The 13,630-nt window shown below is 62.5% G+C and carries 10 protein-coding genes; 2 read left to right on the top strand and 8 right to left on the bottom strand.

What is annotated here, in order from left to right:
• The first annotated feature begins 68 nt into the window (after positions 1 to 68).
• Positions 69 to 2,153 (top strand): alpha/beta hydrolase family protein, encoded by a 2,085-nt coding sequence (locus FG13_RS28240; protein WP_035826526.1) that lies wholly within the window; start codon positions 69 to 71, stop codon positions 2,151 to 2,153.
• Between the two features lie 156 nt (positions 2,154 to 2,309).
• Here FG13_RS28240 and FG13_RS28235 read toward each other — a convergent pair whose 3' ends face one another.
• The 8 genes from FG13_RS28235 to FG13_RS28200 all read right to left on the bottom strand — a co-directional run bounded on the left by FG13_RS28235 (position 2,310) and on the right by FG13_RS28200 (position 12,000).
• Positions 2,310 to 4,364 (bottom strand): esterase-like activity of phytase family protein, encoded by a 2,055-nt coding sequence (locus tag FG13_RS28235; RefSeq protein WP_035828953.1) that lies wholly within the window; start codon positions 4,362 to 4,364, stop codon positions 2,310 to 2,312.
• Positions 4,365 to 4,435: 71 nt separating this feature from the next.
• Complete coding sequence (locus tag FG13_RS28230) at positions 4,436 to 5,362, bottom strand: helix-turn-helix domain-containing protein (protein WP_051959516.1); 927 nt, start codon at positions 5,360 to 5,362, stop codon at positions 4,436 to 4,438.
• A 55-nt stretch (positions 5,363 to 5,417) separates the two neighbouring features.
• Positions 5,418 to 6,335, bottom strand: coding sequence for a helix-turn-helix domain-containing protein (locus FG13_RS28225; protein WP_035826523.1), 918 nt, complete (start codon positions 6,333 to 6,335; stop codon positions 5,418 to 5,420).
• A gap of 15 nt (positions 6,336 to 6,350) precedes the next feature.
• Positions 6,351 to 7,832, bottom strand: coding sequence for a mannitol dehydrogenase family protein (locus FG13_RS28220; RefSeq protein WP_035826521.1), 1,482 nt, complete (start codon positions 7,830 to 7,832; stop codon positions 6,351 to 6,353).
• A gap of 1 nt (position 7,833) precedes the next feature.
• Positions 7,834 to 8,880: an ABC transporter ATP-binding protein gene (locus tag FG13_RS28215; RefSeq protein ID WP_035826519.1), complete on the bottom strand. Its 1,047-nt coding sequence runs from the start codon at positions 8,878 to 8,880 to the stop codon at positions 7,834 to 7,836.
• A gap of 23 nt (positions 8,881 to 8,903) precedes the next feature.
• Positions 8,904 to 9,722 carry a carbohydrate ABC transporter permease gene (locus FG13_RS28210; RefSeq protein ID WP_035826517.1) on the bottom strand — a complete coding sequence of 273 codons (819 nt, stop codon included), beginning with the start codon at positions 9,720 to 9,722 and terminating at the stop codon, positions 8,904 to 8,906.
• A 10-nt stretch (positions 9,723 to 9,732) separates the two neighbouring features.
• A complete protein-coding gene (locus tag FG13_RS28205; protein WP_035826515.1) occupies positions 9,733 to 10,593 on the bottom strand; it encodes a carbohydrate ABC transporter permease in 861 nt (286 codons plus the stop codon).
• 102 nt (positions 10,594 to 10,695) lie between these two features.
• Positions 10,696 to 12,000 carry an ABC transporter substrate-binding protein gene (locus tag FG13_RS28200; RefSeq protein ID WP_035826514.1) on the bottom strand — a complete coding sequence of 435 codons (1,305 nt, stop codon included), beginning with the start codon at positions 11,998 to 12,000 and terminating at the stop codon, positions 10,696 to 10,698.
• Positions 12,001 to 12,310: 310 nt separating this feature from the next.
• Between FG13_RS28200 and FG13_RS28195 the strand changes: the two genes are divergently transcribed.
• A complete protein-coding gene (locus tag FG13_RS28195) occupies positions 12,311 to 13,579 on the top strand; it encodes a maltoporin (RefSeq protein ID WP_035826512.1) in 1,269 nt (422 codons plus the stop codon).
• The last annotated feature ends 51 nt before the right edge of the window (positions 13,580 to 13,630 follow it).

Raw genomic sequence — 13,630 nt, 5'->3', positions numbered from 1 at the left:
GCTGCCGGCGGTACAGCCGGCCACGTTCATATCACATCAACAACGTCGCAATAACATTGGGAGTTTGAATGAGTTTACGTCTGCTGCTCTTGGGAGCATTCAGTGCCGCCATGGCCACCACTGCCGCCGTGCCGGCCTTGGCCGCGCCGCGCGGGTTCACCGTGGAAGACATGGTGGCCATGGAACGTGTGGGCAGCCCCGTGCTGTCGCCGGACGCCACGCGCGTCGTCTACACGGTGCGCACCACCAACCTGGATAAAAACCGCGGCAACACGCAGCTGTGGATGATCGACCTGCGCGCACCGAATGCGGCGCCACGCCAGCTCACGCGCGGCGATGCCAGCGCCAGCGACCCGCAATGGTCGCCGAACGGCGACGCCATCTACTTCCTCTCGGGCCGTTCCGGCTCCTCGCAAGTGTGGCAGCTGCCCCTGACTGGCGGCGAAGCGGCCAAGGTCACCGACCTGGCGCTGGACGTCGATACCTACCGCTTGTCGCCGCAGGGCGACCGCCTGGCCTTCAGCATGGGCGTCTTCCTCGATTGCGCGGACCTCGCCTGCACGAAAAAGCGCCTCGATGAAAAAGCCAAAAACAAGGCGAGCGGCATGGTCTACGACCAGATGTTCGTGCGCCACTGGGATACCTGGGCCGATGGCCGCCGCAACGCGCTGTACTCGGCGCCGATCGATTCGACCGGCAAGGTCAGCGCCACGCCCGTGAGCCTGAGCGGCACCCTCGATGGCGACGCGCCGTCGAAACCGTTCGGCGACAACGGCGAATACCACTTCAGCCCGGACGGCAAGACGGTGGCCTTCTCCGTGCGCGTGGCTGGCCGCACAGAATCGTGGTCGACCAACTTCGACGTCTACACGATTCCTGCCGCCGGCGGCCAGGCGCCGCGCAACCTCACGGCCGACAATCCGGCCTGGGATGCGAAAGCCACCTGGTCACCCGATGGCCGCACCCTGGCCTATGTCGCCATGACCAAGCCCGGCTTCGAAGCGGACCGTTTCCACCTGGTGCTGATGGATGTCGCCACCGGCAAGAAACGCACCGTGGCCGACGACTGGGACCGTTCCGTGGCCGACTTCCGCTGGACGCCGGATGGCAAGGCTTTCCTCGTCGCCGCCGACGATGTGGGCCAGCACCGTTTGTTCCACATCGACGCGGCCAGCGGCAAGGTCGCTGCGCTGACGGGCAAGGGCGCCGTGGGCGACTTCGATGTGCGCGGCAATACCATCGTGCTGGCGCAAGCGAGCCTGACGTCGGGCGCGCAGCTGTACACGCGCAAACTCGACGCCAAGTCGGAAACCGCGCCGATGGTGCAGCTGACGAAGCAGAATGCGGCAGTACTGGCCGACGTGCGTTTCGGCGAATATGAACAGTTCTCGTTCGCCGGCGCGAATGGCGAAACCGTCTACGGCCACGTCATGAAGCCATGGAATGCCAAGACCGGTGAAAAGTATCCGGTCGCCTTCCTCGTCCACGGCGGCCCGCAAGGCAGCTTTGGCAACAGCTGGAGCTACCGCTGGAACCCGCAAGTGTATGCAGGCGCCGGCTACGCCACCGTCTTCATCGACTTCCATGGCTCCACCGGCTATGGCCAGAAGTTCACGGACTCCATCAGCGGCGACTGGGGCGGCAAGCCGCTGGTCGACTTGCAAAAGGGCCTGGAAGCGGCCACCAAGAAATTCCCATGGCTGGACCGCGAGCGCAGCTGCGCGCTGGGCGCGTCTTACGGCGGCTACATGATGAACTGGATTGCCGGTAACTGGCCGGACGGTTTCAAATGCCTGGTCAACCACGACGGCGTGTTCGACCAGCGCGGCATGGCTTACGCGACGGAAGAACTGTGGTTCACGGAATGGGAAAACGGCGGCCCTTACTACGACGCACCGGCCAAGCACGAGCAGTTCAACCCCGTCAACTTCGTAAAGAACTGGAAGACGCCGATGCTGGTAGTCCAGGGCGACCTCGATTTCCGCATCCCCACCGCGCAAGGCCTGGGCACCTTCACGGCGCTGCAGCGCCGGGGCATCCCGAGCAAGCTGCTGGTCTTCCCGGACGAAAACCACTGGGTGCTGAAGCCAGCCAATTCGCTGCTGTGGCATCACACGGTGCTGGATTGGTTGAATACCTACACGAAGAAGTAAGCGGATACATGTCGGATTACGGCCTTCGGCCTAATCCGACCTACCGTCCACTTTCACGATAAAAAGCCGCGCGGTGCATCCAGCATCGCGCGGCTTTTTCATGTAGGTCGGATTAGCGGCGCGCAGCGCCGCGTAATCCGACATCACCGCAACACATCAATACGTACTGAGCGCCTTGGCGAACTTCACGATCCACAAACGGCTAGGACGCTCGCGGTCGTCGCCGCGCGCCACGCGGATGGTGTTGGCCGCGTTGCAGCCGGCCGCGCTGCTCGTGACGATGGTGCCGTTGGCGTCGACCGTGCACTTGGTCACGTCGGCGCCATCGACTTCCACGCCGTTCGCGTCAAAGATCTTGGTTTTCAGGCCGAAGTCATTGTCGTTGGCCAGCGCGATGGTGGAGTCGTCGATCAGGGTCAGGCCTTCCGCCTTTTCCGCCGCCCAGCCGATGGCATTCAAATCCAGCAGCAGGGTTTTCTTCAGCGGCGTGACGGCCGTCCAGTCGGCGCCATTGACGGGGGCGCCGCCCATGCTGCTCTTTTCCAGGTCCGACGTCGCCGCGTTGAAAGCGGCGGCCGCGATATCCGTGGCGCCCTTCAATTCGACCAGCATCAGTTTATTGAACACCTTGCCCGACGGCGCTGCGCCCTGTTCGATGACGAGGAACTTGCCGCCGCCCAGCGCCACCATGTCGCCCAGCTTGGCGTTGCCCGTGCGGCCATCCTGGTAGTCGGCCGCATTGAGCGGATACGCATACATCTTGCCACTGGTACCCGACGTCGGATCGAATTCGATCCAGCGCGTGAAGCGGGCAAAGCGCTCGACCTGTTCATTCTTCTTCGTCACCGAGTACGGCGCCGTGCCGTCGGACAAGGGGCTTTGCAGGAAGGCGTACAGCTTGTCGTTGCTCGCATCTAAGGTCATGCCTTCCATGCCGCGATTGGCGCGGCGCTTGGCGAACAGTGCCGGCAAGCCCTTGCCCGGCTCGTATTTGGCCTGGATGATGCCCGTGGCGGCATCAATCTTGACGATGAAGGGACCGTATTCGTCGGACACCCACAGCGCATTGCGCTTCGCATCGACGACGATGGCTTCCGAATCGAGGCCGCCCGCATTGAAGACGGCCTTGCCAGCCGCGTCGAACTTCATCGCATCCATGACGGGAATCTCGGCCGAATTGCCGACGGCGCCCACGGGCACGGGCAAGCCCGAGCTGTTGACGGTGGCCGACACCTTGATCGGCGTGCTCGATGACAGGACGGCGCCGTTCTTGCCCACCGTGAGCACGCCGAACGACGGCGTGAAGCTGGGCGACGGGAAGATCTTGCTGCCGATGGTACCCTTGCCCGATGGATCGGGTACCAATGGGCCGTCGCCGTTCGGGCCGCGGTCCGTCAAGCCGTAGAATTCCAGGTCGCCCGCCGCGTTCTTGCCCTTGTAAGCCAGGCCGGAACCGTACGATGGCAGGAAGCCGTTCGGGAATTCGCCCTTGATCTTGGCGTTGGCGCCTTCGTACGGCACGTAGAATTTATCGGCCGCCTGGATCTGGTAACGCGTCACCGTCACTTTCACTTCGCCGACCGGGTTGGCTTGCGTCAGCGCCTCGTTGACGGGCGCGCCCGCTTTCGAGGCGAGCGTGTCTTCGAAATGCTCGCGCACGAGGGCGCGGCGCTCAGCATCGACCGTGCGGCCGGCGAATTTCGCGCCCACGGCAGTCAGATGCGCGGACAGGGCAGCGTTGAAGACGGCCGGGGCGGCGGCAAAGTCCAGGGTCTTGCCGGCCAGCGCGGCCTTCACTTCGGCCGTCAGCCTGATGCCGTTCGACGGATCGCTGTCCTCGTCGAGCAATTGCAGCGCCAGCAGGCGGTTGACGACCTTGTCATCCGCCACATTGGTGCTGGCGGCCAGCGCCAGCGGCGTGACGATGGCGCCGCATGGGGCAGAACCCAGGGCCAGGCCGCCCACGCTGAAGGCCACCGTATCACCGGGGTTGCAAATGAATTCGCCCTTGGCATTGGTGCTGGCCTTGGCCGCGCTGCCGGCCACGTAATCGAGTCCTTCCACCGCGCCGTCGAGGAACACGCCCGTTTGCGCCACGGGCCTGGAAGGCTCCGCCGGCGTGTTATCGCTGCCGCCACAGGCGGCCAGGGTCAGGCCGGCGGCGATGGCCAGCAGGGTCAGTTTCGGGATCGACGTTACGGCAGTGTTCATGCATTCCTCGGCTAAGGTGGGATTGAAGCCGTGGAGCATAACCAGTCAACGTGACAAGCCCGTGACAGTCCTCATGCCTGTGGCATATCCGCCACGGGCCCGCCGATGCCGCCAAAGCGGCCATCGGCCTGGCGCCGGAATTGCTTCGGCGTGACGCCCTTCACCTGCAAAAAGCGGCGGTTGAAATTGGCCACGTTCTGGAAGCCCACGTCATAGCAAACGTTGGAGACGTATTGATCCGTGTCCATCAGCAGCTGGCACGCCTTGTTGATGCGCAAACGGCTGAGAAAATCCGTAAAACTGTTGCCCGTCGCCTTGCGGAAGAAGCGCGAGAATTTACTCAGCGACATGCCCACCTGCTCGGCCAGCATTTCCGCCGAAATCGGCTCGCGGTAATTGTCCGTGATGTAGTTGAGGACGGAATTGACCTTGGCCAGGGTGGCGTCATCGTCGTAGGAGCGCAGGGAGGCGCTCGACAGCAAGCGGTAATTGGCCGTGCGCGCCAGCTTGCTCATTAATTGCACGAATGCGGCAAAGCGTTCGGCGCCATGCGTGGCGCGGATGCGCGCCAGGTGCTGCTCCGCTTCCGCGCCCATCCCGAAAAACTCCACGCCATAGCTGGAGCGTTCCAGCAGCGGCAGCAGTTCGCGCAATTCGGGGATGAGGCGCGCGGCGCCCGCCAAGGGCGCGTGGGCAAACTGCACGATCATGTCGCGCAGGGCCACGCCGCCTTCCGGCATGACGTTGGAAATCCAGTTGTGCGGCAATCGCGGGCCCGTCAGCACCAGGTGGCCGGGCGAAAATTCGCCGATATAGTCGCCCACGAACAATCGCCCGCTGGTGGCGACGATCAGGTGCAGCTCATATTCCTCGTGGCAGTGCCAGCGCACGCGCGAGCTGGGGTAGCCATGTTCCAGGTAATTGATGATGCCATCGTAGCTTTCGCGTTCCAGTTCGGGCGCCTTGCGCTCGCTGTCCCTCTGCCATAGGTGTTCCATGCTAGTCTCTCCCAGGCTGTCCCCGCCTGCGCCCTCGAATGTACCTCAAAAAACCTCAGGCGCCAAAACGGCCCAGCGCCTGCTGGCGAAACTCCTTCGGCGTCATGCCCTTGAGTTCCAGGAAACGCCGGTTGAAATTGGCCACGTTATTGAAACCGGACTCGTAGCAGATGTTGCTCACATACCTCTCCGTCTCCATCAGCAGCTGGCAAGCCTTGTTGATGCGCAGGCGGTTGACGAAGTCCGTGAAGCTGTTGCCCGTGGCGCTGCGAAAGAAACGCGAAAACGTCCGCTCGGGCATGTCCACCTGCTCGGCCAGCTGTTTCAGCGAAAACTGGCTGCTGTAATTGTGCACGATGTAATTGATGGCCGAACTGATGCGCGCCAGCGCCACGTCGTCGTCGCTCGATTGCATCGGCACCGTCGACAGCAGCTGGTAGTCGCTGGTCTGCGCCAGTTCTCCCAGCAGGGTCAAAAATTCGATGAAGCGCGGCAGGCCGCTGCTGTCGCGGATGCGCTGGAAACGGCGCAGCGACTGTTCGCTGACGCCAAAGAATTCCACGCCGTGCAAGGCGCGCTGCAGCAGCGGAAAAATATCCTTCAGTTCGGGAATGGCGGAAGCCATCGAGGCCAGCGGCGCATGCGAAAACTGGATCACCATGTCGCGCAAGGCCACGCCTTCCGGCGGCGTGCCAAGCGAGACCCAGTTGTGCGGCACGCGCGGCCCCGTCAGCACCAGGTGGCCAGGCGTGAACTGGCCGATGTAGTCGCCAACGAAGACCTTGCCGCTGCTCTCGACGATCAGGTGCAGTTCGTACTCCTCGTGGTAGTGCCAGCGCACCAGCGCATTCGGAAAGCCGTGTTCGAGGTAGCGGATGAAGCCGAAACTGCCTTTCGGCTCGAAGCCGGGCGTGGCGTCGCGCTGCTGTTCCAGCTCCATCTGCGGCAATGAGGCATCGGCTTTGCGTGGCATGGCGCACCCTCCCCGTCAGGCGACGATCTGTTCCAGCGCCGCGCGCGCGCCCAACCCATACAGGCTGGCCAGCGCATCGCTCACCGCCTGCGTGAACGCGGCTGTGTCGCTCAACTCGCCGAACAGCTCGCGCAAGGATAGCAAGGCCGCAGCGTCCGCCCCGCCCTGCAGCGCCAGCGCGCGCAGGCGCGCCGCATACGGGTCGTTCAGGGGCATGTCGCGCCCCGTTTCGTCATGGCCTTCCAGGTAGCGGAACCAGCACGCCACGGTAAACGCCAGCAGCGTGATGGCGCCCCCCTTGGCCAGCGCTTCGCGCACGGACGGCAGGACGAATTTCGGGATGCGCGCCGAGCCCTCCGTGCCGATGCGCGCCAGCTGGTCGCGCACGGCGGGGTTCGAGAAGCGCTCGATCAGGGTATCTTTATAGCGCGCCAGATCGATGCCTTCCACTTCGTCGAGCAAGGGCGTCACTTCCTCGTCCATCATGCGCCGCACGAGCAGGCGGATGCCAGGATCGTTCATCGCTTCGTGCGCAAACGTGTAACCGAGCTGCATGCCGATGTAGCACAGGGCCTGGTGGCTGGCATTCAGGAGGCGCAGCTTCATTTTTTCATACGGCAGCACGTCATGCGTCATCTGCGCGCCCACCAGCTCCCAGGCCGGCCGGCCCTGCGGGAATTCGTCTTCGATGACCCACTGGCGGAACGGTTCGCACACGACGGGCCAGGCGTCGATGATGCCAAAGCTGTCGCGCACCAGCGCCCGGTGTTCATCCGTGGTGGCCGGCGTGATGCGGTCGACCATGCTGTTGGGGAAGCTGCCATAGCTGGCCAGCCAGCGCGCCAGGTCCCCATCGCGCAGGGCGACAAAGGCCAGCAGCATCTTGCGCGTGACGTCGCCATTGTTTTGCAGGTTATCGCAGGACATGATGGTAAACGGCGCCAGGCCCCGCTCGCGGCGCAGGGCCAGCGCGGCGGCCAGGTAGCCGAACGAGCAGCGCGGCGCTTGCGGGTGCGCCAGTTCGTAGACGATATCGGGGTGAGCTGCGTCGAATTCGCCCGTGCCCTGGTTCACATAATAGCCGCCCTCGGTGATGGTCAGCGCGACGATGCGCGTGCCAGGGTCGGCCAGCTTTTCCAGCACGGCTTGCGGCTCGTCGGGCGCATACAGGTAGTCGCCGATGCAGCCGATGATGCGCGCCGTATCGCCGGCCGCGCTGCGCTCGACCACCGTGTACATGCCATCCTGCGTCCGCATGGCATCGCGCATGGCCGCATCGTGCGCCAGCAAGCCCACGCCGCAATAGCCCCACTGCGCGTGTTCCTGGCCCGGCAAGGCCAGCAAATCGTCGAGATACACGGCCTGGTGGGCGCGGAAAAAACCGCCCACGCCGATGTGCACGATGCTGGGCACGAGCGTCTCGCGCGCATACGCGGGCACGGTAACGCTGGCCGGCAGCTTGGCCAGGTTCGCCTGTTTCAGTTCAATGGCGCTCATTTCAAACTCCCTTGGCGGCGGCATAGGTCTTGCCGGCGCGGTCAAAATAATGGACGAAGCCCGGCTCGAACGTCAGATGCGTCTGCTGGCCCGGCTGCAGGCTGCTGCGCTCCGCGCCGCGCGACACCACCTGCACATTGTTCGGCAAGCGCACATAGGTCAGGGTTTCCACGCCCAGGGACTCCACCAGGTCGACGGTGACGGGCACGCTGCCCGGCTGCGCCGCGCCCAGGTGCACGTGTTCCGGGCGGATGCCGACAAAGCCGTCCGCCTGCGCCGCGCTGCCCGCCTGCGCCAGCAGCTGCGGCGCCGCATCGGCCGGCACCACGTTCATGCTCGGCGTGCCGATGAACTGGGCGACAAAGCGGTTGGCGGGACGGTCATACAATTCCAATGGCGAGCCATGCTGCTCGATCTGCCCATCGCGCAGCACCACCACCCTGTCGGCCAGGGTCATCGCTTCGACCTGGTCATGCGTGACGTAAATCGTGGTGGCGCCCAGTTCACGGTGCAGCTTGGCGATCTCGATGCGCGTCTGCACGCGCAGGGCCGCGTCGAGGTTCGACAGCGGTTCATCGAACAGGAATACTTTCGGGTCGCGCACGATGGCGCGGCCGATGGCCACCCTCTGGCGCTGGCCGCCCGACAGCTCCTTCGGCGTGCGCTCCAGGTATTTTCCCAGGTCGAGGATGGCGGCCGCCTTGTCGACTTTCTCGCGGATGATGGCGGGATCGACGCCGGCCAGCTTCAGCGCGAACGACATGTTCTGGAACACCGTCATGTGCGGATACAGCGCATACGACTGGAACACCATCGCCAGGTCGCGCTTCGATGACGGCACGCTGGTGATGTCGCGCCCGTCGAGCGACAGCTTGCCGCCGTCGATCGGCTCCAGGCCTGCGATCAGGCGCAGCAAGGTGGATTTGCCGCAGCCGGACGGTCCGACAAAGACGACGAACTCGCCCTGTTTGATCTCCAGGTCGATGCCCTTGATGGCGCGGTGCTCGCCAAAGAATTTTTCGATATTGCTCAGTTGAAGGTAAGCCATGATGTGTGTCTCTATTTTGTAGTTTATTTGACTGCGCCGAAGGTCATCCCCTGCACGAGTTGTTTTTGGCAGAACCAGCCCAGCGCCATGATGGGCGCGATCGCCATCAGCGACGCGGCCGACAATTTGGCCCAGAACAAGCCTTCCGGGCTCGAATACGAGGCGATGAGCCAGGCCAGGGTGCCCGCGTTGGAGGCGCCCAGGTTCAGCGACCAGAACGATTCATTCCACGACCACACCATGCAGACCAGCGCCGTGGAAGCGATGCCGCCCACGGACAAAGGCAGCACGACGTGGCGGAATTCATCCCACACGGTGGCGCCATCCATGCGCGACGCTTCGAGGATTTCGCGCGGCAGCTCCTTCATGCTCGTGTACAGCAGCCAGATCATGATGGGCAAATTCATCAGCATGAACATGATGGTCAGGCCGATGCGCGTGTCGAGCAGGCCGAAGTACTGGTAGCAGATATAGATGGGCATCAGGGCGCCCACGCCGGGCATGTAGCGCGAACTGAGCATGAATTTCAGCAAGCCGATGGTGCCGCCCGTGGGAAAGAACGCCATCGAATACGCGGCCGGGATGGCGATCAACAGGCCGATGGCCGTCGAGAGCACGCTGGTAAACAGCGAGTTCCACGCGTAGCCGAAGTAATTGTCGCGCGCCAGCACTTCGCGGAAGCTGTCGAGCGTGGGCGTGAAAAACAGCAGCGGCGGCGTGGAAATAGCTTGCCCTTCCGTCTTGAAGGCCATCAGGCCCAGCCAGAAGATGGGAAAGAACAGCAGCAGCGCGACCAGCCAGGCGGCGGCTGTGCGCCCATACAGATTGAGTTTGCTATGCATCAAGGTCTCCTTATTTCGACAGATTCTTGCCGATGACGCGCATCAGGAAGAAGGCGGCGATGTTGGCGATGAGCACGGCGAACAGGGCGCCGGCCGAGGCCGCTCCCACGTCATACGACAGCAGTGCCTGCTGGTAAATCATGAAGGTGATGGTGGTCGTGTCGAAGCCGGGACCGCCGCCCGTGGTGGTAAAGATTTCCGCAAAGATCGACAACAGGAAAATCATCTCGATCATCAGCACCACCGAAACGGCGCGCCCCAGGTGGGGAATGTAGAGGTAGCGCAACTGCTGCAGATACGTGGCGCCATCCATGCGCGCCGCCTCCAGCTGTTCCCGGTCCATCGACTGCAGGGCCGTCATGAAGATCAGGCAGGCGAACGGCAGCCATTGCCACGAGACCATCATGATGATGGAAAACAGGGGGTGGGCCGACAGCCAGTCGACGGGCGTGGCGCCAAAGAACAGGCTGATCTGCGCGAACAGGCCGTAGATCGGATTGAGCAGCATGTTTTTCCACATCAGGGCATTCACGGCCGGCATGACGAGGAAGGGCGAAATCAGCAGCACGCGCACGATGGCGCGTCCCGGGAACGCTTCATTGATCAGCAAGCCCAGCGCCGTGCCCAGCACCACCGTGATCAGCATCACGGAAAACAGCAGGGTGAAGGTATTCTGCAATGCCGGCAGGAAAGAGGCATCCGTAAAGAAAAAGTGAAAATTGTCCAGGCCATGGAATGGATGGCCGCTCGGATCGAGCATGGAATAGCGCACGAACGCGTAATACAGGGTGATCAACAGCGGGATCACGGAAATGACGGAGACGGCGACCACGGCCGGCGTCAGCAAAGTCCGGGGGATAATGCGTTTCATAGGATTCTCTTGGGACAAGGTGAAATCTGGGGTCAGACCCGGCGGGTCTGACCCCTGCTTTACGCCGTTGGGGTAAGCAAACTACTCGACAAGGACGCTGCGTTATTTGTAGTAGCCGCCCTTGCGCATTTCTCTTTCCGCCGTCTGCTGCGACAACTCCAGCGCCTGGTCCACCGTCACTTTGCCCAGCAATGCCGCCGCCATCTGCTGGCCTGCCGCCACGCCGATCACCTGGAATTCGGGAATCGACGCAAATTGCACGCCCACGTACGGGGATGGCGGCAAAGTGCTTTGCACGGCGCGCGTGGTGGCCAGGGCCTTGCCTTCGGCGGCGGCGAATTTCGCCACTTTCTGGAACTCGGGGCTCGCATACGTCGACTTGCGCGTGCCGGTCGGCACGTTGGCCCAGCTCGTTTCCTTGGCCACCAGTTTCACGTAGTCGGGCGAGGTGGCCCAGTTGATGAAGCGCTGCGCTTCGTTCGGGTACTTGGAGCTGGCTGGAATGGCCAGCGACCAGATCCACAGCCAGTTGGCGCCCCGCTCCGTCACGCCGATGGGCGACTGGGCGAACGCCACCTTGTCGGCCACCTTGCTTTGCTTGGGGTCCGTGATGAAGGAGGCGGCAATCGTCGCGTCGATCCAGATGCCGCACTTGCCCTGGTTGAACAGCGCCAGGTTTTCATTGAAGCTGTTGGCGGCCGCGCCCGGCGGCCCGTATTTCTTCATCAGGTCGACATACATGGTGACCGCGTCTTTCCACGGCTTGCTGGTAAATTGCGGCTTCCATTTCATGTCGAACAGCTGGCCGCCGTAGGAATTGGCCATGGTGGTGATCAGAGCCATATTGTCGCCCCAGCCCGGCTTGCCGCGCAGGCAGATGCCGTACACGCCGTTGGCCGGATCATGCAGCTTGGCCGCCACGTCGCGCAGCTGGTTCCAGCTTGGGCGGTCCTCGATGGTCACGCCCGCCTTTTTGACCAGGTCGCTGCGGTACATGATCATCGAGCTTTCGCCATAGAACGGCGAGGCATACAGCTTGCCGTCGCCGGACAGCCCTTCGCGGATGGCGGGCAGCAAGTCGTCGATATCGTATTTGGCGTCCGGCTTGATGGGGATCAGCCAGTTTTTCTTGCCCCAGATGGGTGTTTCATACAGGCCGATGGTCATCACGTCGAACTGGCCGCCCTTGGTGGCGATATCGGTGGTCATGCGCTGGCGCAAGACGCCCTCTTCCAGTGTCACCCATTTGAGCTTGATGTCGGGATTGGCTTGCTCGAAGAACTTGCTGAGCTTTTGCATTTCGATCATGTGGCCGTTGTTGACGGTGGCGATGACCAGGTCGGTAGCGGCGAAAGCGGACGAGCTGAGGCAGCCGGCGATCAGCGCGGCAATGGCGGAACGTTTCATTGTGTGTCTCCAGTGTTTTTTGTCGTTGGCAATGCTCAGGTACTTGGCACCACGACCACAATGTAGCACCGGACTTTGATACTTTCTGATACTCCAAAACCGCAATTCGATACTCCTTTGCAAACCTGCCATGCGCAAGAGTATCGATATGTGGCAAAAACAACACTCTGAAAGAAAGTATCAGCACTTGCACGTTTTGTATCAGGGTGGTTAAAAAAGCGCTGCTAGACTTGGTTTTCGGCATTAGACCGCGTGCGGTGACCGTCCCCCTGGGCGCCACCGCTACCACCTACATTCTTCTGGAGACCGCATGAACCGCACTGCATTGAAAACCTTACCTGCCCTCATCCTGGCCATCGCCAGCGCTTCCGCCATGGCCGACCCCATGTACCCAAGTGATGCCGAAGGCTTCCACGGCTACCTGCGCGCTGGCGCCGGCAGCAATACCTCGGGCGACGGCGGTTCGCAAGGCTGCTTCGGCCTGGGTGGCAATACCATGAAATACCGTCTGGGCAATGAGTGCGACGCCTACACGGAATTCGGCTACACCAAGTCCGTTGCCCAGTCCGGCGGCGTGAACTACCTGGCCACCATCTGGGTCAACGCCTACGCGCCAAACTCGGATTTCGGCAGCAACAAGCTGGGCATCGTCAAGGCCTATGTCGAAGCGCAGGGACTCGATTTCCTGAACGGCGGCACGGCCTGGATCGGTAAACGCTTCTACTACCGTCCTGACATCCACATGCTGGACTTGCAGTACATCAACATGAACGGCACGGGCGCCGGCCTGGACCGCATTCCTGCTGGCCCGGGTAAATTCTCGTACGCCTTCTTCAAGGACAACGATATCAACACCGTGTCGAATACCGGCGTCGTCACCACCAAGTCTGCCGTGCGCCAGAACTTCATCTTTGGCGAGATTCCCGTCAACGAAAACGGCACGCTGGACCTGGCCGCGACCTACATCATCGGCGAAGGCAAGGATGACGTGCTCACGGGCAAGCGCAATAACGGCTGGCAGTTGTCGGCATTCCACCGCCAGGCGAAAGTCTTCGGCGGCGGCAATACCTTCGGCGTGCAGTACGGCGTCGGTCCTGGCACGGGCGCAGGCGCACAGTTCGGCGCTTCGGGCGACACCACTTTCGGTTCGGACGTGAAACGCACGCGCATCTTCAATGACATGGCGATCCAGCCGATGGCCAACTTCGGCATGGAATTCGTCGCCTTGTGGCAAAAAGACGAGTCGAACGCCAAGGGTTCGTCGACCTGGACCTCGGTCGGCGTGCGTCCCGTGTACGCGTTCACCAACAACTTCAAGCTGGTGGGCGAACTGGGCACGGATCGCGTGACGCAATCGGGCGGCCAGCCAGCCAAGCGTTTGACCAAGCTGACCATCGCACCGACGATCTCCGCCGGTCCTGGCCTGTGGTCGCGTCCTGAACTGCGCGCTTTTGTTACCTACGGCAAATGGAACGACGCGGCCACCGCCTCGGTCAACGCGTCGAACAACGGCGGCCCGATCTACAACAACAATACCAGCGGCACGTCGTACGGCTTCCAAGTCGAAACCTGGTTCTAAACGGAATCAGCGGTAAAAACCAAAAAGGGCGGAACCTCGGTTCCGCCCTTT

Origin of the sequence: Janthinobacterium sp. RA13 (assembly GCF_000745325.1) — a bacterium.
GTDB lineage: Bacteria > Pseudomonadota > Gammaproteobacteria > Burkholderiales > Burkholderiaceae_D > Janthinobacterium > Janthinobacterium rivuli.
The sequence above is the reverse complement of the archived record's forward strand: the minus strand, read 5'-3'. Positions and strand labels throughout refer to the sequence as shown.

Excerpts from the sequence above, each read along its gene's own strand:
- FG13_RS28240 (WP_035826526.1), top strand. The coding sequence starts at position 69 with ATGAGTTTACGTCTGCTGCTCTTGGGAGCATTCAGTGCCGCCATGGCC.
- FG13_RS28235 (WP_035828953.1), bottom strand. The coding sequence starts at position 4,364 with ATGAACACTGCCGTAACGTCGATCCCGAAACTGACCCTGCTGGCCATC.
- FG13_RS28230 (WP_051959516.1), bottom strand. The coding sequence starts at position 5,362 with ATGGAACACCTATGGCAGAGGGACAGCGAGCGCAAGGCGCCCGAACTG.
- FG13_RS28225 (WP_035826523.1), bottom strand. The coding sequence starts at position 6,335 with ATGCCACGCAAAGCCGATGCCTCATTGCCGCAGATGGAGCTGGAACAG.
- FG13_RS28220 (WP_035826521.1), bottom strand. The coding sequence starts at position 7,832 with ATGAGCGCCATTGAACTGAAACAGGCGAACCTGGCCAAGCTGCCGGCC.
- FG13_RS28215 (WP_035826519.1), bottom strand. The coding sequence starts at position 8,880 with ATGGCTTACCTTCAACTGAGCAATATCGAAAAATTCTTTGGCGAGCAC.
- FG13_RS28210 (WP_035826517.1), bottom strand. The coding sequence starts at position 9,722 with ATGCATAGCAAACTCAATCTGTATGGGCGCACAGCCGCCGCCTGGCTG.
- FG13_RS28205 (WP_035826515.1), bottom strand. The coding sequence starts at position 10,593 with ATGAAACGCATTATCCCCCGGACTTTGCTGACGCCGGCCGTGGTCGCC.
- FG13_RS28200 (WP_035826514.1), bottom strand. The coding sequence starts at position 12,000 with ATGAAACGTTCCGCCATTGCCGCGCTGATCGCCGGCTGCCTCAGCTCG.
- FG13_RS28195 (WP_035826512.1), top strand. The coding sequence starts at position 12,311 with ATGAACCGCACTGCATTGAAAACCTTACCTGCCCTCATCCTGGCCATC.